17 protein-coding genes are annotated in these 24,421 nt (G+C 44.4%); 8 read left to right on the top strand and 9 right to left on the bottom strand.

Annotated features, from left to right (window positions below):
• Positions 1-67 precede the first annotated feature (67 nt).
• On the bottom strand, positions 68-304 hold the full coding sequence (locus ACTIE0_RS00680) for a hypothetical protein (RefSeq protein WP_006624294.1): 237 nt from the start codon (positions 302-304) through the stop codon (positions 68-70).
• A gap of 36 nt (positions 305-340) precedes the next feature.
• Positions 341-487, bottom strand: coding sequence for a hypothetical protein (locus ACTIE0_RS00675; protein ID WP_006624295.1), 147 nt, complete (start codon positions 485-487; stop codon positions 341-343).
• Between the two features lie 898 nt (positions 488-1,385).
• On the opposite strand from ACTIE0_RS00675, the gene ACTIE0_RS00670 reads away from it, so the two are divergent.
• From ACTIE0_RS00670 to leuS, 3 genes are all read left to right on the top strand, one after another.
• Positions 1,386-3,899 (top strand): HD family phosphohydrolase, encoded by a 2,514-nt coding sequence (locus tag ACTIE0_RS00670; protein WP_006624298.1) that lies wholly within the window; start codon positions 1,386-1,388, stop codon positions 3,897-3,899.
• 14 nt (positions 3,900-3,913) lie between these two features.
• On the top strand, positions 3,914-4,204 hold the full coding sequence (locus tag ACTIE0_RS00665; protein ID WP_006624299.1) for a hypothetical protein: 291 nt from the start codon (positions 3,914-3,916) through the stop codon (positions 4,202-4,204).
• Positions 4,205-4,321: 117 nt separating this feature from the next.
• Positions 4,322-6,901: a leucine--tRNA ligase gene (gene leuS, locus ACTIE0_RS00660; RefSeq protein WP_006624300.1), complete on the top strand. Its 2,580-nt coding sequence runs from the start codon at positions 4,322-4,324 to the stop codon at positions 6,899-6,901.
• A gap of 264 nt (positions 6,902-7,165) precedes the next feature.
• On the opposite strand, the gene ACTIE0_RS00655 is transcribed toward leuS, so the two are convergent.
• The 3 genes from ACTIE0_RS00655 to ACTIE0_RS00645 form a co-directional block, all read right to left on the bottom strand.
• Positions 7,166-7,642, bottom strand: coding sequence for a hypothetical protein (locus tag ACTIE0_RS00655; protein ID WP_006668423.1), 477 nt, complete (start codon positions 7,640-7,642; stop codon positions 7,166-7,168).
• A gap of 53 nt (positions 7,643-7,695) precedes the next feature.
• A complete protein-coding gene (locus ACTIE0_RS00650; RefSeq protein ID WP_006668424.1) occupies positions 7,696-8,514 on the bottom strand; it encodes a HoxN/HupN/NixA family nickel/cobalt transporter in 819 nt (272 codons plus the stop codon).
• Between the two features lie 228 nt (positions 8,515-8,742).
• Positions 8,743-10,251 (bottom strand): DUF3370 domain-containing protein, encoded by a 1,509-nt coding sequence (locus ACTIE0_RS00645; RefSeq protein WP_006668425.1) that lies wholly within the window; start codon positions 10,249-10,251, stop codon positions 8,743-8,745.
• A gap of 39 nt (positions 10,252-10,290) precedes the next feature.
• Between ACTIE0_RS00645 and alaS the strand changes: the two genes are divergently transcribed.
• Entirely contained in the window at positions 10,291-12,921 is a 2,631-nt protein-coding gene (alaS, locus tag ACTIE0_RS00640; RefSeq protein WP_006668426.1) for an alanine--tRNA ligase, read from the top strand.
• A gap of 155 nt (positions 12,922-13,076) precedes the next feature.
• Positions 13,077-14,234 (top strand): AAA family ATPase, encoded by a 1,158-nt coding sequence (locus tag ACTIE0_RS00635; protein ID WP_006624306.1) that lies wholly within the window; start codon positions 13,077-13,079, stop codon positions 14,232-14,234.
• 130 nt (positions 14,235-14,364) lie between these two features.
• Here ACTIE0_RS00635 and ACTIE0_RS00630 read toward each other — a convergent pair whose 3' ends face one another.
• Complete coding sequence (locus tag ACTIE0_RS00630) at positions 14,365-15,294, bottom strand: RluA family pseudouridine synthase (RefSeq protein ID WP_006624308.1); 930 nt, start codon at positions 15,292-15,294, stop codon at positions 14,365-14,367.
• Positions 15,295-15,482: 188 nt separating this feature from the next.
• The gene (gene crn3 / locus ACTIE0_RS00625; RefSeq protein ID WP_006624309.1) at positions 15,483-16,412 is read right to left on the bottom strand and encodes a CRISPR-associated ring nuclease Crn3/Csx3; all 930 of its coding nucleotides are present in this window, start codon (positions 16,410-16,412) and stop codon (positions 15,483-15,485) included.
• An 85-nt stretch (positions 16,413-16,497) separates the two neighbouring features.
• Between crn3 and ACTIE0_RS00620 the strand changes: the two genes are divergently transcribed.
• From ACTIE0_RS00620 to ACTIE0_RS00610, 3 genes are all read left to right on the top strand, one after another.
• A complete protein-coding gene (locus ACTIE0_RS00620) occupies positions 16,498-17,958 on the top strand; it encodes a TIGR03985 family CRISPR-associated protein (protein WP_006668427.1) in 1,461 nt (486 codons plus the stop codon).
• A gap of 67 nt (positions 17,959-18,025) precedes the next feature.
• Positions 18,026-18,577 (top strand): hypothetical protein, encoded by a 552-nt coding sequence (locus tag ACTIE0_RS00615; protein ID WP_006624311.1) that lies wholly within the window; start codon positions 18,026-18,028, stop codon positions 18,575-18,577.
• A 108-nt stretch (positions 18,578-18,685) separates the two neighbouring features.
• A complete protein-coding gene (locus tag ACTIE0_RS00610) occupies positions 18,686-21,091 on the top strand; it encodes an ATP-dependent helicase (RefSeq protein ID WP_006624312.1) in 2,406 nt (801 codons plus the stop codon).
• Positions 21,092-21,703: 612 nt separating this feature from the next.
• Here the strand turns inward: ACTIE0_RS00610 and ACTIE0_RS00605 are convergent.
• Together ACTIE0_RS00605 and ACTIE0_RS00600 are read right to left on the bottom strand one after the other, a co-directional pair.
• Positions 21,704-22,828 carry a THUMP domain-containing class I SAM-dependent RNA methyltransferase gene (locus tag ACTIE0_RS00605; protein ID WP_439516819.1) on the bottom strand — a complete coding sequence of 375 codons (1,125 nt, stop codon included), beginning with the start codon at positions 22,826-22,828 and terminating at the stop codon, positions 21,704-21,706.
• A 531-nt stretch (positions 22,829-23,359) separates the two neighbouring features.
• Positions 23,360-24,265, bottom strand: a complete 906-nt coding sequence (locus ACTIE0_RS00600; protein WP_046321873.1) for an alpha/beta fold hydrolase — start codon at positions 24,263-24,265, stop codon at positions 23,360-23,362.
• Positions 24,266-24,421: the final 156 nt, after the last annotated feature.

The following is a 24,421-nucleotide window of genomic DNA, read 5'->3' as shown; positions in this document are numbered from 1 at the left end:
GGTTGGGGTTACGAATTGTGGTCATTGAAAAGCCACCAGAGGAGGATATGAGTATCAACGAGATAGCTTATTCCCATCGCTGCAATTCTTCTTCTGGTAAAGGTTCAAAAAATGCGTCTGAGAGTTCTCCGGTGAGTAAACCAGGGCGGCGCGGTTCCGCTTCGTTATCGGTCACAGTGGCAGATTTTTCTGGATTTAAACCCAAACGGAAATAGTGAATTAGGTCATAAATTTCGGTGAGTTTGTCTTCGGGAATAGCTTGTAATTCTTGGATGATTTTTTCAATTAACATAAATTCTGCCATATTCCATGGTTAGATTAACTAGAAATATCCCAAATTTTAGGCGGCGGTGTCCTCGTTACTGGCAGCCATTTCTTTAGCCTTTTCGCTGGTGAGATTTTTCTGGGTGTTGGGTTTCGTCCCATAACTCATCCAAGCTGAGGGCGTGGGAGTAACTTTACCCCAGCCACACTCTACACACTGCACATATGTTGTCCCCACCTGAGAACATTGCCCGGATCAATACATTGAAACTGCCGAACAGAACCATTGACTATTCCAAAAGTTCGACTCAGACCTGTTCTATATTTGGCATAGGTAACAGCACTGACATCGCCACAATTGCTGATTATTTGGTGCGATAGAGAGTTAAGCATTTGAGGAGAATTTAATATATCATCCGCCCACTCAAATTGTCGTGGATGAAAGGGGTATCCACCTAACTTAACTACTAGATGAGCCAATCGACCGGAAGGAAAAGCCCGCCACCTTTCTCTAACGTCCCTAACTTCAAAGTTAACAACGATATTCCGACGATTTTGAATAGTGGTCCTAACGTTTATTACTGCATTACGACAAGAATTAGACTGTGCAAAAGATGGCAATTGACTGCCAAAAAGCAGACTTATACTACAAAAGAGAACGGTGATTGATTGTTTCATAAAAAACTCCTATCCGTGATGGCGGCGAGGGTGGTAAAGGTTTCTTAGGAGGTTTGGGGGGTGGCTATGGTCTCAAGGCGGGGGTTCCCGGCGGATAGATTCTGGCTTTGACTCCCTTGTGAATAAACTCGATCGCACCATTAGCACTATAATACCATCAGAGGATAGGTGATTGTCGATTTTCCGGGCAAGTCGCCCCTCAATTCCCGCCGCCAATCTATGTATCCCGACACTCAAAAAAGGGGGTGGTTCGCGGGACTTATACCCGTCCGAACAAAACACAAGTTAAAATAACAAATACTGCCCGCCGCTAGGCAGAAAAGGGGCGGATTCGAGGGGTCTAGGACCTAAATAACTACTGGTGCGGAAATATGACTCATCCCAATTGAGGAATATCGCGCCGGGGATTTAGGTTAAATTTAAATTGTGCCGGATAGGTTTGTATGGATAGGTTTGAGTCAATCACCCGACAGATTGAAAGGCTTCGGAGTCATACTCGCCATTTATCATCGCGAGGAGGGACGGCTGAAGTGGTAAATCAGGGTACAAATAAGCAAAAATCTAGTGCGATCGCATTGAAGAACTCAGAAACTCCGGCGGGAAACGGTAACGGTTCCCCGACCCGGAAAAGGCGATCGTCTCAAATCGGTTATCCCCTCCTGTGGGTAATAGCAATTAGCACCCTCACAGGTGTCATGGGGGTTCGCTTTTATAACCAACCCAGATTATCAGTCGGCAGATATGCTCCCGAATCCTTTATCGCTCCGGCTGATGCTACTATTGAAGACATAAAAACCACCGAAGAAAAGCGCCGAGCCGCTCAGATGGGGGAGATATCCGTTCTGGTTATCGATCCGACTATTGACCGGGAAATTCTGCAAAACCTGGAATCAGTATTTGATCAAATTAACACCATTCGAGAATTAGCTGGACCCCTTCCCTATGTTAACACTGGCATTGTCTCCACAGATGTCCAGAGCCATATTCGCCAGCTACCACAACGACAATGGCAAGAGTTGATTACCAAAGTTAATCAGACCCCTAGTTTAGAAACCACCGACGAACCGGAAACCGTCACGGTCGATAAATCTAATATCCAAAAGTTTAAGAGTAAATTGGAGCAGGAAAGACAGCAACGTAAGGCTTATTTACAACTGTCTCAATACCGCAACCGAGTTGACGAGGAAGTTTTTTCAGATTTAATCTCGGAAATCTCAAATGCTCGTCGCAGCTATGCCCAAGCGGTTGATTTACTCTCCGAACAACAGACCTCAGAAGCTAGAGAGCTATATGATAGCACTGTATTAAACTGGTCTGATCAACTATGGCAAGAGACCCAATTTAGCATTTTACAGATAGCTAGACAAATGCTATCCCAAGGTATCGCTCTAGGTTTACCTAATGACATTATCAGACAAGCTGCCAGTCTCCATATTAACGGTGTAATTCCCCCAGAATCCCAAGGCTTTGCTAATACAGTTTTAACCAGATATCTCCGACCTAATTTGATTAAAGATCCCGTAGCTACCCGACGACGAGCTGAATTAGCTGCCCAAAAAGTTGAAACTGTGATGGTGAATGTCAATCAAGGTGATGTGATTATCCAAGAAGGTGAGACGATCACTCAGCGAGAATTTGTCATCCTTGACTATTTTGGGAAGAGTGAACGGGGGATTAATTGGAGAGGCTTAATGGGGTTTGTCTGCTTAGTGACAGTCTCGATTGTGATTGTGCTTGTAGTACAAAGAAAATTCCGTCCGGGTTTGCGACGACGAGATTATATTCTCTTATTGATACTAAGTCTCAGCACTCCGGTGTTATTACTGTTAAAAATACCAGCTACGAATTTGCCAGCGGTGGGGTTATTAATCGGGAGTTTTTATGGCTCTGCAGTCGGTGTGACTGTGGTAACTCTCCTATCAATAATGCTTCCCATTGGTATGGAAATTGAGACCATTTCCCTGGTGGCTAGTGCCGCTGGTGGTCTGGTGGGTAGTTTAATGGCTGGAAAGTTGCGATCGCGTGAAGAATTAGCCCTCCTAGGTGGGGCGGTAGGTATAACTCAAGGGCTAGTTTATTTAATCGCTACCCTGATGGTAAGTTCTACGGCTACGGTGATTTTTCATGTGCTGCTGGGGGCGGTCACTCTCAAAGTTTTGGAAGGTTTGGCTTGGAGTATTGTCGCTTTAGGATTAAGCCCCTATTTAGAGCACGTTTTTGACCTAATTACACCCATACGACTAGCAGAATTAGCTAATCCGAATCGCCCCCTACTGAAAAGATTAGCCACAGAAGCTCCTGGCACTTTTCAGCATACCATGTTTGTGGCTAGTTTAGCAGAAGCCGCCGCCAGTCACCTAGGCTGTAATGTGGAACTGGTACGGACGGGAACCCTTTACCATGATATTGGTAAAATGCACGACCCCCTAGGATTTATTGAAAATCAGATGGGTGGTCCGAATAAACATGATGAAATTGACGACCCCACAGAAAGCGCTCGCATTATTAAAAAGCACGTCAGCGAGGGTTTAGTTATGGCTCGTAAATGTCGCTTACCTAAAGCTATTCAGGCTTTTATCCCCGAACATCAGGGACAAATGTTGATTGCTTATTTTTACTATGCAGCCCAACAAAAAGCCAAAGAAGATAATAGCATTGTAGTTAAGGAAGAAGATTTCCGCTATGATGGACCTATCCCCCAATCTAAGGAAACTGGTATTGTCATGTTAGCAGATTCCTGTGAGGCGGCATTGCGATCGCTTAAAGATGCCACCCACGAAGAAGCCTTACAAATGGTTAATAAAATTCTGCGCGCTCGGTGGCAAGATAATCAATTAGTAGATTCGGGATTAACACGGGAAGAAATGGCAAAAATTGCCGAAATTTTCGTCCGGGTCTGGGAACAAGTTAACCATAAACGTATCGCTTACCCCAAAGGTGTTTTCTCATCAAGATAATGGATAATTGACAAATGTTTTCCCAAGTTTATTATTTACTCTGCTCTCAAAAAGATGGTCAATATGTAGCCGCTCATCCTAACCCGGATTTACCCGAAAGCTATGTGCTGCTATTTGCCGAACATTTTGAAGCCCTTAGCTACCTGAACCAACATGGCGCAGAAGTTAGCGATCGCTTTACCGTTGAATCTATCTCAGGTTCTCAAATCCAAAGCATTGTTCAACGTTGGGGATTTTCTGGCTTGGGGATGGTCAAAGACCCCCTGATTCCCACCATTGAATTTTTATCCATTCAACCGGGATAATAATAACCGCTCCCTGGGGTATTTCCTCTAACTGCATTTCACAGATGCCATCTAGCCCTCAATGTGCAAAAATAATCCCAGAGAGTTCTATGATCATCAACAGCGCGGAGTTAAACTGTGGAGTCCCGATATAATCCTGCATCCATCGAACAGAAGTGGCAAAACACATGGGCTGAACAGGGGTTGTACCAAACCCATCAAGACCCCAATAAACCCAAATTTTATGCCCTATCCATGTTTCCCTACCCATCGGGAAGCCTGCACATGGGTCATGTGCGTAATTACACCATCACCGATGTAATCGCGCGACTGAAGCGGATGCAAGGATATCGCGTCCTACACCCCATGGGATGGGATGCCTTTGGACTACCAGCCGAAAATGCAGCCATTGATCGCGGTATCCCTCCCCAAACCTGGACTTATCAAAACATCGCCCAAATGCGCGAACAACTCCAACGGCTGGGATTTTCCATTGATTGGGATGCTGAAGTAACCACCTGTTCGCCGGAATATTATCGCTGGACTCAGTGGATTTTTCTGCAATTTTTCCAAGCCGGACTCGCCTACCAAAAAGAATCGGCGGTTAACTGGGACCCCATCGACCAAACCGTATTAGCTAACGAACAAGTAGATAATGAGGGGCGTTCCTGGCGTTCTGGTGCCATAGTAGAACGGAAATTATTGCGCCAGTGGTTCCTCAAAATTACCGACTACGCCGAAGAACTCCTCAATGACCTGGAAAAACTCCCCGGTTGGCCAGAACGAGTGAAACTAATGCAGGCTAACTGGATTGGTAAATCTGTGGGGGCGCGTTTAGATTTCCCCATTGTGGGAGTTGATGATCAAATCTCTGTGTTTACCACCCGTCCTGATACGGTCTATGGGGTGACTTACGTTGTTCTCGCCCCAGAACATCCCTTAGTCGCCCAAGTTACCACAAAAGACCGCAAAGCTGAGGTAGAAGCCTTTATTAAACAAGTGACGGCTGAAAGCGAAATGGAACGCACCGCTGAGGATAAACCCAAGCGCGGCATTCCCACGGGTGGAAAAGCTATCAATCCTTTTACTAAAAAAGAGGTTCCTATTTGGATTGCGGATTATGTCCTCTATGAATACGGAACTGGCGCGGTGATGGGGGTTCCCGCCCATGATGTCAGAGATTTTGCCTTTGCTACTCAATACAATTTACCCATTCGCCAGGTGATTGTTCCTGATGATGCTGATAACGATAATGACCCGGATGATGAGGTGAAGCAAGCCTACACGGAACCGGGAATTATGGTAGACTCAGGACCTTTTAGCGGCGAACACTCTAGCCACGGTAAACAGGCGGTGATTGAGTATGCGGAAGATGAAGGCTATGGGGAAGGAAGGGTTCAATATCGCCTCCGGGATTGGTTGATTTCTCGTCAACGCTATTGGGGTTGTCCCATTCCGATTATTCATTGTCCTGACTGTGGGGCGGTTCCGGTTCCTGATGGGGATTTACCTGTGAAATTGCCGCAAAATGTGGAATTTAGCGGCCGTGGTCCGTCTCCGTTGGCAACTTTGGAAGATTGGGTTAATGTTCCCTGTCCTAGTTGTGGCACGCCAGCCAAGCGGGAAACTGACACTATGGATACGTTTATTGATTCTTCCTGGTATTTCCTGCGCTATCCTGATGCTAAAAATGCTGACCAGGTTTTTGATGTGGCTCAGACTAATGATTGGATGCCTGTTGATCAGTATGTGGGGGGGATTGAACACGCGATTCTACATTTGTTGTATTCTCGCTTTTTTACTAAGGTACTACGCGATCGCAATTTATTAAAGTTTGATGAACCTTTCCAGCGGTTATTAACCCAGGGGATGGTGCAGGGGATTACTTACAAAAACCCGAAAACTGGTAAATATATCCCCCCGAATCTAGTTAACACCAATGAACCCAAAGACCCGGAAACAGGCGATCGCTTGCAGGTTTTCTTTGAGAAAATGTCGAAATCCAAATATAATGGAGTTGATCCATTATTGGTAATGGAAAAATATGGCGCAGACACCGCCCGTATGTTTATCCTCTTTAAAGCACCCCCAGAAAAGGATTTAGAATGGGATGATGCTGATGTCGAAGGACAATTTAGATTCCTGAATCGGGTATGGCGGTTAGTTACCGAATTTGCGGCTAATCACTCGGTTAGTAGTACCAAATCAACTACTGGGAATCTGAATAAAGCCGAAAAAGACCTGCGCCGCGCTATCCATAATGCTATTAAAGAAGTTACCGAGGATTTAGAGGGGGATTACCAATTTAATACAGCCGTATCGGAAATGATGAAATTGAGTAACGCCCTATCTGATAACAGCAAAATTCAAGACTCCCCCATTTATCAGGAAGGAATCGAGACTCTGTTAAAACTTCTGGCTCCTTTTAGTCCCCATATTACTGAGGATTTGTGGCATCAAATTGGTCATAGTGATTCAGTTCATCTACAGTCTTGGCCGACATTTGACCCCAGTGCTTTAGTGGTGGATGAAATCACCTTAGTAATTCAAATCAATGGTAAAACTCGCGGCACTATTCAGGTGGCTAGTGGGGCGGATAAGTCTACTTTGGAACAACTAGCCAAAGACTCAGAAATTGCTCAACGACACCTGGAGGGTAAGCAACTACGCAAGGTGATTGTTGTACCTGGTAAGTTAGTCAATTTTGTGGTCGGTTAATTTACCATTTAACGATTTGGGTAGGGTGCGTCCAAACCCGGCTATATAAATCCTCACCGAATAACTATCGGCTGACGCACCTTCAATCAATTATCGGGTGTTCAGGATAATTCTCTAATCATGATTTGGGTAGGGTGCGTCCAAACCCGGCTATATAAATCCTCACCGAATAACTATCGGCTGACGCACCTTCAATCAATTATCGGGTGTTCAGGATAATTCTCGGTGTCTGACGCACCCTACGGGAACTAGGGTAGCTGGGGGTTAAAAGCGGATTTTGTTTTTCATAAAATGCCCGAAAAGTCCGAAACAAAGGGCAATTTCTGCGACAATGATTTGATCACCAAAATGGTGATGGCGTTGGGGGGAATGATAATGAACTTGGCTGATAGCATTTAAGTCAATAATGCGATCGCTGATGGGAATCATCAACTTATCCCAGTGGCTACCTTCGCCAATTTCTACAGCCCAACTACCCATGACTGAGTAATCAGGTTCAAACAAAAATAAACCGTTTTCGTCTGTTAGTCCTTTGGTCTCGGGTAAATTGGAATCGGCGGGAGGATGCACGACTACATCGGCATTATAAAAGGGTTCTCCGGTACTAAATACGGCCTCGATTTCTAGGGCTTCCCCTTGTAGATGATAGTTGGTGAGGACACTATGGGCTAAGGCATCTCCGGGAAAACCTAGGAGACTAATAAAAATGGCGATCGCTACTACAAACTGTTTAAATTTCATCGGCTTTGGAGAATACTAAAATTGACTAATTGGCACTACTGATATCGGTCGTTTTAGGCGAAAGAGTGGGCTGAGATAAATGTTAAACCCATGCCAATCAAAACGACAAAGAAGGCACTTACAATAGATAACTTCTGCAAAATCATCTGATTTTCTGGGAACTTTTCCAGCCACTGACCAGCATAAACGGCTACTAAGCCTAAACTGACTAGGACTAATGCTAACCCTAAACTAAAACTGCCCACTAGAAATAATCCATAGACGATCTGGTGTAGGGCTACTGCACTTAATAACAGAACAAGTGCTGTAGGGCAAGGAACTAACCCGCCAGCAATCCCTAATTTAATCAGAGATGATACACTACTTGAGGTGTGGCTGTGGCTGTGACTGTGGCTGTGGCTGTGACTGTGACCGTGGCTGTGACCGTGGCTGTGGCTGTGGCTGTGGCTGTGGCTGTGGCTGTGACTGTGACTGTGGCTGTGGCTGTGGGAATTTAATCTTTTTCTGAGTAGGTCTAAGCCAATGAGACAAATGGCGAATCCACTGAAACCACTCAGTAGGGGATACAATTGTTCTGGTAAGATATATTGGGAAGCAAATAGGGCGATCGCACCTAAGACAAAAACACTGAGGGTATGGGTGGCTGTGGTGGTGACTCCTAGTAAAATGGCTTGTTGTGGGGTTCCCTTACTGCCGATTAAATAGGCACTTACTAGGGTTTTACCATGTCCTGGGGATAGGGCATGAATTGCACCTAGACCAAAGGCAATGGCTACCCCTACCAGAATTGTAGTTAAATTCGGATCGGCTGTAAGCAGATTCACCAAATCGGCGCTATGGTTGAGATGGGCGAAAATTAGATTTGCTCTCATGTTAACAGTGATATGCTATAGGTCTGATTTGACGGTTAAGTTGATATTACGACAATAGCCAATTATAAGCTGTCGTTGATGGATATGGGGAAAAGTTGCAGGGTGAGTTTTGGTTGATGACTTGTGATTATGATTGATTTGCCCTAATAGTGCGGTTGATTTTTGGGCAGTTTGATAAGTCTCATGGGTGAGGATTTACAGGTGATTAAATAACGGAGATTTACGGGACTATTTTAAGGTTCTGATAGTCACCACCTGGGGAGGTGTAGCATCTGGGGGATAGCGGAAATCTAACCGAACTAAACGGGTTTCTTGTGGCTTCAGCTTGAGAGTTAGTAGGGGTTCAAGAATTTGTCCGCGACGATGCCATAAATGCAGATATTTAGTATTTTCCACAGAGCGATCGTCGTGATATTGTAGGCGGACGGTGCCGCGAAAATAGGGGAAATCCCAGGGAGGCTGTCGGAACATCAACCCGCCTTGGGATAGGTTTTCTTCCTTTTGAGGAGTTTCTAAAGTAATGGTGACTACCTGTTGAGTATCTGTAGGATTAAACAGGGGAGTAGTTAGATCATAATGAACGCCATAATTACCATGGGATTGATAAGCAGTATCAGGATAGCGAACGGCTAATTCGGCGGCTTGAATTTGACGGGTTCCCAAGGTGCCGCTTCGGATGGTACTAATCACATAAGAAATGGCTTTTCCGGCTTCAGGAATAGTTAGGTAGTTAGCGGCTTCATCAACTAAATCGGCTTGCCATTTAGAACCCTTTTGTACTCCAGCGACTCGACTATAAACTAACTGACCAGTAGTTTGTTCGGGTGGAGTTGGTAAGCGATCGCGAGGCTGTGCTAAACTGCCATTATACAGGAGATTTTGCCATTCTTGTAATTCTGGCGATCGCTCCTTACCATCAGGGGAAATCTTGGCATACATTGCCAAACTTGCCACATACAGATGAGAAGGAGTGGGAACAGTGCCACTGGTGGTACAATTGAGGCGCATAAAAGTCGATCGCCCATTGACCGGACGTTCCAAGCCTTTAACCGGAATTGGATGATTTAACAACATCCGCATTTCGCCGGGGGGAATTTCTAACTGAGAGGGAAAATCGGCTAGTCGGGTTCCCCGCATCACCGCATCAACGGCGCGAATACCGGGTCCTGAATAGACATTTCCCAGGGAATTATCAGCCATGGGCGGTTTCTCCTGAAAAGGGGCATCAGGTTCCAACAAATAACTCGCCACCGCCGGAATATGCAGCCTCACAGGCTCGTTATGGGGGTTGTAGACCAAAATACCTATATAGAGGGTTTTGGACTCTGGTGGCGTATGTACGAAGTGATGGGCGAACAATTCAAACTCACCCCCCAGAGGATAATCAAGATGGGCTTCTGGGACAGCCTTACCATGAGGGGGAAATGTGGATAGCAAAATTCCCTCCTGCTTCACCCACTCCGGGCTGTTACTATTAAACATTGGGATATCGTCCAAAGCGCCGGGGAGAGGTCGCACTTCCCCCGGTTGAATGGCGACTGAATGTTCCCTTTGGGCTTTCAGAGCAGCCAATAGGGGGTTTTTAGGGGACTTCCAGGCTAGTAATTGGGTAGTTACCTGGCTTTTCACCGGAACTACCACGGACACCCGAAACAAGATCCCCGCCAAACCGCCGCCTAAAGCTGCGAGTGCGACAATGCAAATAGAGGTGATGAGATTGAAAACTCGATCCTTCATTGATCCTGAGATTTTAGAGTTCCAAATTGTTAATTGATTATGTCCTATTCACCACAATTCCTCAGCGGGAGCGAAATTCGTCAGAAATTCCTCAATTTCTACGCCGAACGTCAGCATAAAATTATGCCTAGCGCTTCTTTGGTCCCAGAAGATCCTACCGTCCTGCTAACTATCGCGGGAATGCTACAGTTTAAACCCATATTTCTAGGACAGCGACCCCGGGAAGTTAACCGCGCCACTACGTCCCAGAAATGTATCCGCACCAATGATATCGAAAATGTAGGACGCACCGCCCGCCATCATACTTTTTTTGAGATGTTGGGTAATTTTAGCTTTGGAGACTATTTTAAAGAACAAGCGATCGCTTGGGGTTGGGAAATTTCTACCGAGGTATTCGGACTGCCGCCAGAACGTTTAATTGTTAGTGTATTTGAGGAGGACGACGAAGCCTTTGCGATTTGGCGAGATCAAATTGGTATCCCCCCCCACCGCATTCAACGTATGGGTGAAGAAGATAACTTCTGGAAATCTGGACCGACGGGACCCTGTGGCCCCTGTTCGGAGATTTATTATGATTTCCACCCAGAAAAGGGGGATGACAATATCGACTTGGAAGATGATAGCCGATTTATTGAATTTTACAACCTGGTTTTTATGCAATATAACCGGGATGCTGATGGCAACCTGACCCCTTTACAAAATCAGAATATTGACACGGGTATGGGGTTGGAAAGAATGGCGCAAATTCTGCAATGTGTGCCGAACAACTATGAAACTGATCTGATTTTCCCGATTATTAAAACGGCGGCGGATCTGGCGGGTATTGATTACGCTAAAAGTGATGATAAAACTAAGGTTTCTCTCAAGGTGATAGGGGACCATCTGCGGGCGGTGGTTCATCTGATTGCTGATGGGGTGACTGCTTCTAATGTGGGGCGAGGTTATATTCTGCGGCGCTTAATTCGCCGGGTGGTACGTCATGGGCGCTTGATTGGTATCACCGGAGAATTTACTACCAAGGTGGCGGAAACGGCGATTGGTTTATCGGAAGATGTTTACCCGAATACCCGCGAACGGGAAAGGGTGATTAAGGGGGAATTGCAACGGGAAGAATCGCGGTTTTTGGAGACTTTGGAAAGAGGAGAAAAACTGCTGGCTGAATTGTTGGCAAAACAGCCGGATCAAATTTCTGGTCAGGATGCTTTTGTTCTCTATGATACCTATGGATTTCCCCTAGAATTAACTCAGGAAATAGCTGAGGAAAATGGGTTAACTGTTGATGTGGATGGTTTTGAGGCGGAAATGTCTGCCCAAAGAAAGCGATCGCAAGCCGCCCATGAAACTATTGATTTAACTGTTCAGGGTAGTTTGGATAAGTTGGCAGAACAGATCCACCCAACGACATTTTTGGGCTATGATTTCCCGGACTCTGAAGCGACGGTGGAAGCGGTTTTAATTGCTGGTAAATCGGTGACGGAAGCGGTGGCGGGAAGTGAGGTGCAAATTGTGCTTGACCAAACTCCTTTTTATGGGGAGTCTGGGGGACAAATTGGCGATCGCGGTTATTTGACTACTTCTGATGTGATTGTCCGGGTTGATGATGTGAAAAAAGATTCGGATATTTTTATTCACTTTGGTAGGGTGGAAAGGGGAACTTTAACTGCGGGAATTACTGTGAATGCACGCATTGACCGCGCTTGTCGTCGTCGCGCGCAGGCTAATCATACGGCTACCCATTTATTGCAAGCGGCACTAAAATTAATTGTTGATCCGGGTATTTCTCAGGCGGGTTCTTTGGTGGCTTTTGACCGCCTACGATTTGATTTTAACTGTCCTCGTGCTTTGACAACTGAGGAGTTACAACAGGTGGAAAATCAGGTGAATAGTTGGATCGCTGAAGCACACCCAGCCACGGTGACACAAATGGCTTTAGAGGAGGCTAAAAATAAGGGGGCGATCGCTATGTTTGGGGAAAAATATGCGGCGGTGGTGCGGGTGGTTGATTACCCGGGTGTATCTATGGAGTTGTGCGGCGGAACTCATGTTACTAATACGGCGGAAATTGGATTATTTAAGATAGTTTCGGAAACCGGAATTGCGGCGGGTATTCGGCGCATTGAAGCTGTCGCGGGACAGTCGGTTTTGGATTATTTGAATGTCCGAGATGCGGTGGTTAAAGAATTAGGCGATCGCTTGAAAGCTAAACCGGAGGAATTGCCAGAACGCTTCACTAATTTACAAGCGGAATTAAAAACGACTCAGAAACAGTTGGAAGCTGTGAAAGCTGAGTTGGCTATAGCACAATCTGACCAATTATTATCTACTGCTGAAAGGGTGGGAGATTTGCCAATTCTGGTGGCGGAACTTCCCGGAGTTGATGGAGAGTCCCTGAAAACGGCGGCGGAACGTTTACAGCAGAAATTAGGCGAAAGTGCGGTGGTTTTGGGGTCTGTAAGTGATGGTAAGGTTAGCCTAGTGGCGGCTTTTAGTCCGGTGGTAGTTAAGGATAAGAAGTTGCAGGCTGGTAAGTTTATTGGTGCGATCGCTAAATTATGCGGCGGTGGCGGCGGTGGTCGTCCGAATTTAGCCCAAGCTGGCGGACGCGACCCTAGTAAATTACCCGAGGCTTTATCAACAGCAAAATCTCAGCTAATTGACGCATTGAAATAGTTAGTAAATCAGGTGGGTATTTTACCCACCTTTTTTGATACCTAGGCTATAATTATGGCTACAGGTTCAACGAATAATGAATCCAGATAATTAATTAAGTGCCTAGATTTATGTTATAATTGGCTGCTGCCATAATTTACCGATAACGTCAAACTATGAAAATCAATCAACTACAATATTACGATGAAGAATATCAATGGAGGCTGGCACCCATAGATTTATTAGAAAATTGTAACCTACTGGTGGGGGTGTCTGGTGCTGGGAAAACCAGAATCTTAAAATCTATCTATAGTTTAAAAGCCATAGCCAATGGTGCGTCTTTAAATGGCGTTAGCTGGAGTGTTAATTTTTCTACCAAAGATAATCATCAATATCTGTGGTCTGGTAAATTTGAAACCAAAGAAAATTTAACCCTTATTGATAGTGATTCTGAGAAAAAAAACCCGGCTAGAATTCTCGAAGAAACTCTCCAATTAAATGGAGATATCATTGTCAATAGAACGCCAGAAAACATAATTTTTCAGGGTTCAAAAACCCCTAAGTTATCGCCTTTTGAGAGCGTTATAGAATTATTAAAAGAAGAAGATATTATTATTCCAATTAAACAAGAACTAGACAAAATTATAATTACTGATTCAGCACGTGATTTTGATAAAATCTGGAGATTACCAGTCTCTGTATTTAGAAAGCATGAAAATGCCTCTTTGTCAGTTATTAAAGGAAGTGATTTACCTATTTTTATTAAATTGGCTATTGTTTATAGAATACTTCCCCAAGAGTTTGCCAAAATCAAAACAACTTTTATCAGTATCTTTAATAATGTCGAAGATATCAAAGTAGAAACTTTAAAAGATGAGGATATTCCTATGGCATTATCCCGATTATTACAAGAGGCGACGATGGTTAGTATCAAGGAAAAAGGGGTAGACAAATGGATTGATAATATTTCATCAGGAATGTTTAAAACTTTGATGTATATCAGTGAATTATATTTATCTCCTAATGATGGCGTGATTCTGATTGATGAATTTGAGAATAGTTTAGGAGTTAATTGCATTGAACAGGTCACGGAGTTAATTTTAACCGATAGACAATCTCAATTTATTCTGACCAGCCATCACCCTTATATCATTAATAATATCAGTCCTGCTTATTGGAAAATAGTCACTCGTAAAGGGGGTTTAGTCACCGTGAAAAGTGCCAAAGATTTTCATATCCCAGAATCGAGACAAAAGGCTTTTATTGATTTAATTAATGTCCTTAAAGATGACGAACTGGCAAATAATAATAATTATCATCTCATAAGTTCATAAGCCTAATTGATAATTAATTTGAGTCTGGGGGCGGGTTTAGCAATATGGTCGCTGGGAAATTTAATTGACTGTGGAACCCGCCCCTACGGGATAAATGCTAGTTTTTGTGAAATGATTAAAACCCAAATATCTACATAGGTGGATATTCGGTAGATAATTCCTGGGGTGGGGTAGCGGTTAGATGGAGATTTGCGCCAGTTTGAGGATGCTGGAAACTCAGAGAATAAGCGTGTAAATAATATCCACAATCTCCCGGAAATGTGCTATGATGGTTTGAGGTTGGGTCGGGTATGCGTGGCTTTCCGCCAATGGTATAAAGAGGATCTCCCACTAGGGGAAATCCGGCGGCGGCGAGGTGAATGCGAATTTGATGGGGTCTACCTGTCAGAATGGTTACTTGTACGATCATTTTATCGGTGTCTCGCTTAATTACTTGACAGTGACTTTCGGCGGATAATCCGGTTTCTGTCGCGCCGTAAATATACCCGATAATCGGATGGGGAATTTTGCCGATCGCACAATTAATACTAAAATAATCCCTAGGACTACAACCTTCAGCTAAGGCTAAATAAACCTTAGTAATTTGTCGGTGGCGCATTTGTTGGGTTAAATGCGATCGCCCTAAGGTAGACCTCGCCAATAGCACCAGTCCTGATGTTCCCCTACCTAAGCGATGAATTGGTATCGGTGTATCCTGGGGATATTCCCTTTGTAATTGTCGCAGTAGGGTATGTTCCAAAAAACCGCCACCAGGTATCACTGGAAGTCCTGACGGTTTAGCAACTACTAAAATATCTGCATCCTCATAAATTACCTGGAAAGATAGGGGAACATCTGGTTCACTCCACGGGGGTCGATGATAGGCGAGTTGCTGTCCGGCTTGAAGTTCTATTTCTGCTGTCGCTGGCTTTCCATCTAACCAAATCTGCTGCTTATTAATGCGATCGCACCATTCATTTCTACTGGAATGGGTATATCGCTTGCTATAGTAATCCAAGACAGTTAATCCGGCGCTAAGGCGATCGACTTTTTCCCGATAAATCCAACCTGAATTTAACAATTAACTCTCTTCTCAAGACATGAGATTAAATCTATCACCAAATCACCAATTTGTCAACCCATGACCATCACATATCACCTGGGGGAAACTCTCCCTAACAGGTAAATTTCCCCCTCAACATACTAGATGATTACACCAAATTTTATACATGAGATAACCTTCGATTAATTGGTGAATTAAAGTAGACTTTACTGCGGTTTGTTTAGGAGTGTTTTTACCTGCTCTAGTAAAACTGTGGGAATTTGGCAAATACCCCCTTGTTCCAGTACACCCCAAGTCATTTCTAGCCAAGGTTCCCGTTTATGGATTACTTCCTCTATTTCCAAAGAACTATGCAGAACCGTCAGACATTTGAGATTACCGCGATCGCGACAAAATTCATGCCACGGGGCAATTTCTTCTGGCTTAGAACTAATGATTAAATAATGAGTACAGGCTTCTAGTAACGGTACTTTTTCCGTCTGTACTTGACCACCTACATCTACCACAACTAAAGTTTTTTGACGACGTAGATTAAGGATAGCTTGACTATGATGCTGGAAAAAATTATCAGTTATCCCACCTTTATAAGCAAGTTTATAGGCTTCGCGATCGCTTGATTTTGTCATCTCCCCTAACTCCAAAATCCAGTTACCTTCACCATCCCAGTGAGCCCTCTGTAAATATATGTCAGAATACTCAGTTAATAGGGTGCGGAATAGTGCGTGGGACAGGACAGATTTACCGCTGTCAGGTGGTCCTACAATCATCATGGCTGGACACAAACGCGGGGGTAAATTTTCCTGTACATCGATAGATAAAACCTGTCCGACCTGAGTTTGGCGGGAGTGGGTGGCAACTACCACCGCACCTAAGCGCGGATCGTAGCAAGCCACCCAAGCAGCCGGGTGTAGTTCATGAATTAGATAGCCATAAAGCCAGATCGGACCACGCCCGGAAATAACTATACCACCTTTATAGTCAATGTGGGCAGGTAAATTCTGGTCTCTCAAATCTTCCGGGGAGATTAGGCGGTCTTTAGTTACCAATTCAATAGACAGAATCTGATAACTTAACCCTTGTACAGACCGGGATTGACTTAAAGTTAATTTAATCGCTGGTTCAGCAGACTGGGGCATTTTTTTTAACCGACAAATTAAGCTACAAATATTGTAGAGTATTATGGCATAGCAATTGAAGAGGGTACTTCTACAACTAATTAGTATGTTTACTTATCCACCTACTCCCGCGATTTTGCAATGGTTGAGTCAGGGACAGTTTCCTAGTCGGTTACATAGATCAGTCAGAATGTGGTTAATACTCGATCGCCTTTATGGAGGACAATTTAACTGGGTTCAATCTCTATCCCAGCCATTTCGTTATAGCCAATTACGCGATCGTCTATTTTCTCTCAGTCATAGCAAAGGCGAAACTTTATCAGCCCAAGAATTAACCGTAAATTGTTCTGACCCCAAATGTTTATGTCATCAGTCACTTAGTACCATATTAAGCCATAGTAACTTACCTCAAAGTTTGAGTGAATGGGTAACTGAAACATCCCAACGCACAGGCTTATCTGTCGCGGAAATTCAAACTCACCTAGATGACTGTCCTTTTGCTACCGTTCACCGTTCATTACGAGACGATTTAACCCTGTTAGCATCCCAGGGATGGTTAAAGCATAGAACCCGCCAAGGCTATTATTCTTTCCCTCCCCAACAGTTACCAAAGCCACCTATAGCCCCTCAGTCTAACCGCCACTTTGAGCAACTATCTTCTAGCCAAAAATCGCATCTTATCCATATATTAGAATCAGTGGCTTTTGTACAGCCAGATATTGACATCGCCATTAATACATTGTGGGAGGAATTGACTAACTCAACGCCTAACTCATCTGACTATTTGATCGAGCAAAATCGGCGGATATTTCTGCATTTTGACTATATTCTATCCTCGGAAATTCAAGAAAAAGTCGATGATTGGCAACAACAAATTGAATCCTTATGGTATAATCATGATGGTGGCATAATTCAATTTAAAACCTGGGTGGCAAGGGAAAACCGGGTGGCTTTAGTTACAGTGTATCCTGTGTGTTTACACTATGCTAGACGCGCTAAATATCTAAGTGCTTATGGAGTTGATCCTTGGGGTGAAATTACTTGGCATAATTATCGACTCGATCGCATTATGTCTCCCCAATTGAGGATTTTATCCTGGGATGATCCAGCAGTTCCTCAACTGCTCAAAAAACAGCACGAAACTGGTACACTTCCTAATCCTGGATGGATTGAAGAACAACTAGAGGAAGCCTGGGGGTTTAATTTTTATCTACCTAAAGCTCTATTGATTATGCGCTTTCCTGTAGACTTTGCTAGTAATTATGTGGATGATACTGTGAGACATTCAACTTTTCAAAAAATCCCTTATTCGGAATTATTTAGCTCCGTTGAAACCCAGATTAATAATAGGGAAGAAAGACAACTTATCCAGAAAATTTTGCGGCAACGTTCTCCTGATGATGCCTACTATCAAGCATGGGTGAGGGTCGGTGATATTAACATAGTGATGCGACTGCGAGACTGGCGACCCCAGGGAGAAATAATTGCACCAGTTGTGCTACGTCAACAAATGTGGGAGGAGGTAGAAGCCGAACGTTTGCATTATGGTCAGGACTTCAGCAATTAACAGGCTGATTAAATGTTAATACAGGCATTAACAAATTTATCAAATTTTCGCGAGTAAATATCAAGCCATGGTTTCAATTTCTAGCTGGTCTAAAAAAGAGATAATCATTCATAAACTGCGCCATCATATTCATAGTGCCGCCGCTGAGTTTGCGATTTCTCCCGAAATTGTGGGAGGGATTATTTTAGATGAATTACAACGGCGAGGTTTTAAAGATGATTGGGAAGAAATTATTGCCAGAATTTTCCCTCGGTTAGTTTATTGGGCTAACTGGTCTATTGGGGTGGCTCAATTTAAACCCAAAACGGCGGAATTAGTCTATAGTGAATTATTAGATGATTATCCGAGACCTGTAGCCATTGTGCGATCGCTTCTTGATGATGCTTTATCCTGTCGTTTAGTCGCCGCCTATTGTCGTTATATTATCAATCTCTGGAAGCCAGTATATCCCCAGGCGGAAAATACTAATATTGACCAAAATGGCGCTCGTTTGTTAGGAACCCTGTACTCCCTAGAAGCTACGGGAACTTGGGGAGTAAATGATAATCCCATATTTAATGACCGAGGAGAAGGTATAGTCTCTAGTATGCCGAAAATTAGGCAATTAATTCAGGATTAAAAAAACCCAGATTAATTACTTGGTTTTTCGGGAAAATTTAGCCAATCACTTGCTAAAAATCCCCAAATCTGCTAAACTGGAAATCATACGATAAAATGGGCGCGGTCTGTGACTAAAGATACCGAAGACCAATTAAACCCGTCCCCTGATAGCGGGTGGAACCTGTGGGACTCAAGCTATAACCTCGACTCGGAGACAGCAGAAATCAGCAGGCGAGAAAGACAAAAAGCCCTTGATAGCATAGAGTCTAGCCTACGTCCGGGACAGGATGCGATGGGTAAATGGAAAGGGGGACCCTTGGCGGTTTCGGCGGTTCCTGGTGCGGGAAAATCGACGGGAATGGCCGCGGCGGCAGCTTTAGCGATCGCCCGTCATCAACTCAACCCCCAACGCCAATTAATCGTTGTCACCTTCACCCGCGCCGCCGCCAGTAATATCCGCGCCAAAATTCGCCAACACCTGAACAACCTATCCATTCCCCCCGTCGGCTTCGTGGTGAATACCCTCCACGGACTAGCGCTATACATTGCGACCAGTCACCCGGAATTATCAGGCTTAGACCTAGACAACTTCACCTTAGTAGTTCCCACTTCCAGCCACCGCCTAATCCGCGCCTGTGTGGAACAGTGGATAACCCATAATCCCCGCCTGTACGAAACCCTAATCGAGGGATGTCAATTTGACTCGGAAGAAACCGAAAAATTGCGGCGGCGATCGGTTTTGCGTACCGAAGTTTTACCAGAGTTAGCCTGGAAAGTTATTCAGGAAGCCAAAAGCTCTGGTTTAACTCCCGACCAGTTGCGAAGTTTAGGGCAAAAAATCCCGGACGATTACGAAATCATGAACATAGCGGCTGGGTTATATTATAACTATCAACAACTGTTACAAAAGCAGCCATTTTTGGATTATGAGGAAATGATTTTAGGGGCGTTGCGAGTCTTGGAAAATCCCCCAATCCGTCTCCGTTGGCAACAGCGAGTTTTTGCGGTGTTTGAGGACGAAGCCCAAGACTCGACACCATTGCAAAATAAACTCATAGAAATTTTAGCCCAGGATAGTAGTAATAACTCAGATTTGGATAACTTAAACTTAGTGCGAGTGGGAGACCCAAATCAAGCGATTAACTCAACATTTACCCCCGCCGACCCGGTGTATTTTCGTCAATTTTGTGAAAACTGCGAAGCCTTGGAAAGGTTAGCCACCATGGATAGGGCGGGACGTAGTAATCAGATTATTATTGCAGCGGCTAACTTTGTATTAAAGTGGGTAAATCATAAAGTTTCTCAGCCAAATGAACTTCCGTTTAGAGAACAGGAAATTCGCCCGGTTGACCCGGATGACCCACAAGAAAACGCCAACCCTAATCCCACAGGAAAAGGATTAGAAATATATGAGCCGGAAAATATTTATGATACAGTTAACCTCATTGTTAAGCGAATTATATCCATTTTTCAGCAACACAAGGAGGGAAGTTTTGCAATTTTAGTCCGAGAACATCGCCAAGGAGAATTTATCGCTAATGCACTGCGTCAACCCCAAGAATATGACCTAGAGGTTAACTTTAGTGATTATCCAATTACCATATTTGATGCTTATGAAAGCACTCGTCAGTCTCATATTCCTAGGGAAATGTTGCACTTACTGCAATTTATACACCGTCCCCATTCTCCCGAATATTTGAAGGCTGCTCTCAAAGTATTAAGCGATCGCCATCGTATTCCCAACCAAGATTTTAACATACTAGCAGCACAGCCAGAACAATTTTTATATCCCAGTCCTCTCTCACCTCCTCAGCCAGAAACAGTCAGCCGCTGTCGTCAACTTTGCTGTAACCTAATTAAAGCCCGTGTCGAACTTCCCGCTTATGAATTAATTGCATTTCTCGCCCTCGCTTTACAATACGAAAAAAGCGAACTCGCCAGCGCCGATAAACTCGCCACTAAAATTTCTCAGAAGACCGCAGGAAATCAATCCTTATCGGCAATGTTAACGGCTTTGGATGAAATGGTTAGTTCCGAAAGATTTGAGACCATAGAAGAGGAAGAAAATTCAGATGATAGTATTTTTACCCGTCCCGGTCAGGTAACAATTATCACCATGCACAAAGCCAAAGGACTAGACTGGGATTATGTATTTCTGCCATTTTTACATGAAAAAATTATCCCCGGCAACCTGCGAGTTAATCCCCAAATCAGATTTTTAGGGGATTTTACCCTATCGGAAGTCGCTCGCGCCCAAATTCGCGCTAACCTCCATAATTCCCAGCAATTACCGGATATAACCACGGCTTGGGAACAGGCAAAATACCTAAAAACTGCTGAGGAATATCGCTTACTTTATGTAGCCATGACTAGAGCCAAACGGCTGTTATGGATGTCCGCCGCCCAACGGGCCCCTTCTTATTGGCGCAGACCAGAAAACCAGGATAAACAAAGACCATGTCCGGTTTTAGCTGCCTTAAAAAAAGAATTTCCCCATAGTTTCATATCTAGGAGTTACAATGAAGATAATTAATTAGGTATCCCCTTGTAATTCATCGACTGTAAACAATCAACTCTCAACTATTTCCCATTATGTTGAAGTTTAAACTACCTTTACTGTCACTTTCCCTTTCCGTGGCTACCTGACTGAGTGGTTGTACTCAGGAGACACCTTTTGAATGCACAGATGCGATCGCTTGCGTTACCATTAACCCAGGAGAACCTATAAAAATAGGAGTTCTGCAAACTCTGAGTGGGGGAACTGCTCCCGGTGGTATTGATCAAGTCCGTACCATTGAACTGGTGGTAGAACAACAGGGAGATATATTAAATCATCCCATTCTTCTCAAAGTTAAAGCAGAATTTATCATTGAAATTCCAGTCAATTAATAATTAATAATGGTAGGGGCGGGTTCTGTTGTCAATTCTCCATCCCCACGACTTAATGAATAAACTCGCCCCACCGTGTTGAGAAACCGGGTTTCTTTGAGAAACCGGGTTTCTTGACCTTTGGGGGAGAAACCCGGCGATAATTAATTAATAATGGTAGGGGCGGGTTCTGTTGTCAATTCTCCATCCCCACGACTTAATGAATAAACTCGCCCCACCGTGTTGAGAAACCGGGTTTCTTGACCTTTGGGGGCTGTTAGTATAACTCATACTTGAGTAAAGTGCAGGGTAGGGCCCCATTGTATAGGGGTATACGTTGGGAAGTTCTTAATCCAATGCGCTTTGATAGGGCTTTGTTTCCGGTAAAGATAAACGCCGTCCACCCCTTAAAGCGTTGTTTGAGAATATCCCCAAGTTGCTGATATAAGTCTCCCAACTCCTCCACATTTCCTAAACGTTCCCCATAGGGAGGGTTGCAGACAATTAAACCATTATCCCCGGTGGGTTCCACCTCTGATAGGTATGCCTCCCATAAGCTAATATGACTATCTACGCCGCACTTTTTGGCATTATAATTGGCTTGGGCGATCGCTTCTGAATCGCGATCGCATCCCCCGATAGAGATCTTCAAATCTTCCCGACAACTAGCTTGGGCCTCCCAGACCAACTGCTTCCACAGAGACTCATCAAAATCCGACCACTTCATCAAAGCAAATGTTTCACGAAATAGCCCTGGCGCGACGTTGAGGGCTTTTAAAGTCGCTTCTAGGGGGAGAGTACCAGAACCGCACAAAGGGTCTAAAAACGGGCGATCGCCTTGCCATTGTGCTAAGTCCAATAACCCCGCGGCCAGACTTTCTTTAAGGGGTGCTTTTCCCACCGCCGGACGATATCCCCGCCGATGTAGACTAGGACCAGAACTATCTAGGCTGAGGATGCCATGATTACCGTTAATATGCAGATTTATGTGTAGATCAGCATCCAAAATATCCACCGTTGACCGCTGACTAAACTTGTCTCGCTGTTGGTCAACGATCGCATTTTTCACCTGTAAAGCCGTAAAATGGGTATGATTTAACTGTCTATTTTTACCCGTACAGTGAACCGATAAAGTCTGATGGGGTTTAATATATTCTTCCCAGTCTATTTTCTGGACTTCCTTATAAAGGCGATCGCCATTCGGACAGGGAAATTTCGCTATGGGAACCAAAACCCTAAAAATAGTTCTCGACCATAGATTCACCTTATAAAGCAAGTGGCGATCGCCACTAAAACTCACCCCCGCAAAGTCCGGCTTTACCTGTCTCGCGCCCAAACTTTCCAACTCATTAGCCGCCACCGATTCCAACCCATGAGCCACCGTCGCAAAATACTCAGACATTCAACTACCGCTCACAATTTCACCCGAATATTTACTAGGTGCAAATACCAACTCTCACATGGCAGTTTACCATCACAACCACAATTCTATATCCTTTTTACTCAAATCTAAGCAGCCAGACACATATCTGCAATCAAAATTTCATCAGACAAAGCCCATATATGGCACTCTTAATTAAAAGCGGAGATTATGGGAGCGACCATTAAAGCGATCGCCCCATTTCACTCACACACCACATAAGAATGAAGCATATTTAGCAGACATTACTATTCTTTTTTCAGAAAGGACACCGACGACTGGCCGTGTTTCGTCTCGGTGTCCCAACTGGTTCGCTCCTCACACGATTGTAACTCTAGCCAACCCCCATAGTTTTGTCAACACTTTTATCAAAAAAAATTTTGATGAATGCCCAAAACCCTTGCCAAATAGGTAATTTTTATAGTTCCCCACACCGTTAGCAATGGATGTTTGCTTAGACCCATTCAGCAGCGAATAGGGGGGGTCAGTCCCCACCTTCGATAAATTCTGACCCTAAAGCGACCCACCCAGGTTGTCCAACCAATTAAGAATCAGAGGATTAACCACAGTTGGCCGTTCATCGTGGGGACAGTGGCCAGTTTCGGGAATAGAAACAAACTCAACCGATGCACCAGTTGTCGCTAAATCCCGATAAATATCAGCACCCTTAATCGGAGTCCAGGGGTCATTTTCCCCCCAGATTACTAATAAAGGACGCTGTAATTTCGGCAAAAGTTCCGAAGGGCGAGGGCCAGCCGGGGCGGTTAAAATGGAAGCAAAAACCTGTTGTGCGCCCACATCATTAGAGGGTTGATAGAGTAAATCCACCAACTCATCTGTGATTGCGTCTCGGTTTCCGTAGACTTGGCGGAGGGTGTTGCGGATGCGGTGTTTTTGGCGGACTTGGTTAAACACAAACGGCCCAATAGCCGGGGAAGCGACTAGCTTAGTAAATGTTCCCATGACCACCCGTAGGGGAAAATTCAACTCTTCCGGGCGATGATTCAAGCCTCCCGCGCAGTTTAACAGGACTGCCCCCCGGCAAATATCCGGGTAATTTACCGCCATCATTAAACTCAGCAGCGCCCCAATGGAGTTACCGACAAAAACAGCAGGTTCTCCCACTTGTTCACTCCAGAAATCCCGCAGCAATTCTTCCCATAGGTCCAAACTATAATCAACGGCTGGTTTCCCAGAAGCCCCAAAACCCAATAAATCTAAGGCAAAGACCCGATATCCTCCAGCGGCTAAAACGGGGATATTTTGTCGCCAATGACCAATAGAAGCCCCAAACCCATGGACTAAAATCAGGGGTTGGCCTGTTCCCTGGACTGTATAGCGGATTTGGTGACTTTTCCAGGTCCAATCGAGAGGTTCCAAACAACTACGGACAGTAACAGACGGTTGGGTTGCGGTCATATTGTGAACTTTTGTAAACTCTGTACTTCCATCATACAACATAAATAATTAATAATTAATAATTAATAATTAATAATTGTAGGGGCGGGTTCTGCTGTTAATTCTCTCACCCCACCAGGATATTAATAAACCCGCCCTCCGGGTTCTGCTGTTAAT

This window comes from Limnospira sp. (assembly GCF_051859755.1).
Lineage (GTDB): Bacteria > Cyanobacteriota > Cyanobacteriia > Cyanobacteriales > Microcoleaceae > Limnospira > Limnospira fusiformis.
Note: the sequence above shows the minus strand (reverse complement) of the source record. Positions and strands in the feature narration are given on the sequence as shown.

Excerpts from the sequence above, each read along its gene's own strand:
- ACTIE0_RS00605 (WP_439516819.1), bottom strand. The coding sequence starts at position 22,828 with ATGTCTGAGTATTTTGCGACGGTGGCTCATGGGTTGGAATCGGTGGCG.
- alaS (WP_006668426.1), top strand. The coding sequence starts at position 10,291 with ATGTCCTATTCACCACAATTCCTCAGCGGGAGCGAAATTCGTCAGAAA.
- ACTIE0_RS00645 (WP_006668425.1), bottom strand. The coding sequence starts at position 10,251 with ATGAAGGATCGAGTTTTCAATCTCATCACCTCTATTTGCATTGTCGCA.
- ACTIE0_RS00655 (WP_006668423.1), bottom strand. The coding sequence starts at position 7,642 with ATGAAATTTAAACAGTTTGTAGTAGCGATCGCCATTTTTATTAGTCTC.
- ACTIE0_RS00620 (WP_006668427.1), top strand. The coding sequence starts at position 16,498 with ATGTTTACTTATCCACCTACTCCCGCGATTTTGCAATGGTTGAGTCAG.
- ACTIE0_RS00635 (WP_006624306.1), top strand. The coding sequence starts at position 13,077 with ATGAAAATCAATCAACTACAATATTACGATGAAGAATATCAATGGAGG.
- ACTIE0_RS00665 (WP_006624299.1), top strand. The coding sequence starts at position 3,914 with ATGTTTTCCCAAGTTTATTATTTACTCTGCTCTCAAAAAGATGGTCAA.
- ACTIE0_RS00670 (WP_006624298.1), top strand. The coding sequence starts at position 1,386 with ATGGATAGGTTTGAGTCAATCACCCGACAGATTGAAAGGCTTCGGAGT.
- ACTIE0_RS00650 (WP_006668424.1), bottom strand. The coding sequence starts at position 8,514 with ATGAGAGCAAATCTAATTTTCGCCCATCTCAACCATAGCGCCGATTTG.
- ACTIE0_RS00600 (WP_046321873.1), bottom strand. The coding sequence starts at position 24,265 with ATGACCGCAACCCAACCGTCTGTTACTGTCCGTAGTTGTTTGGAACCT.
- crn3 (WP_006624309.1), bottom strand. The coding sequence starts at position 16,412 with ATGCCCCAGTCTGCTGAACCAGCGATTAAATTAACTTTAAGTCAATCC.
- ACTIE0_RS00680 (WP_006624294.1), bottom strand. The coding sequence starts at position 304 with ATGGCAGAATTTATGTTAATTGAAAAAATCATCCAAGAATTACAAGCT.
- ACTIE0_RS00615 (WP_006624311.1), top strand. The coding sequence starts at position 18,026 with ATGGTTTCAATTTCTAGCTGGTCTAAAAAAGAGATAATCATTCATAAA.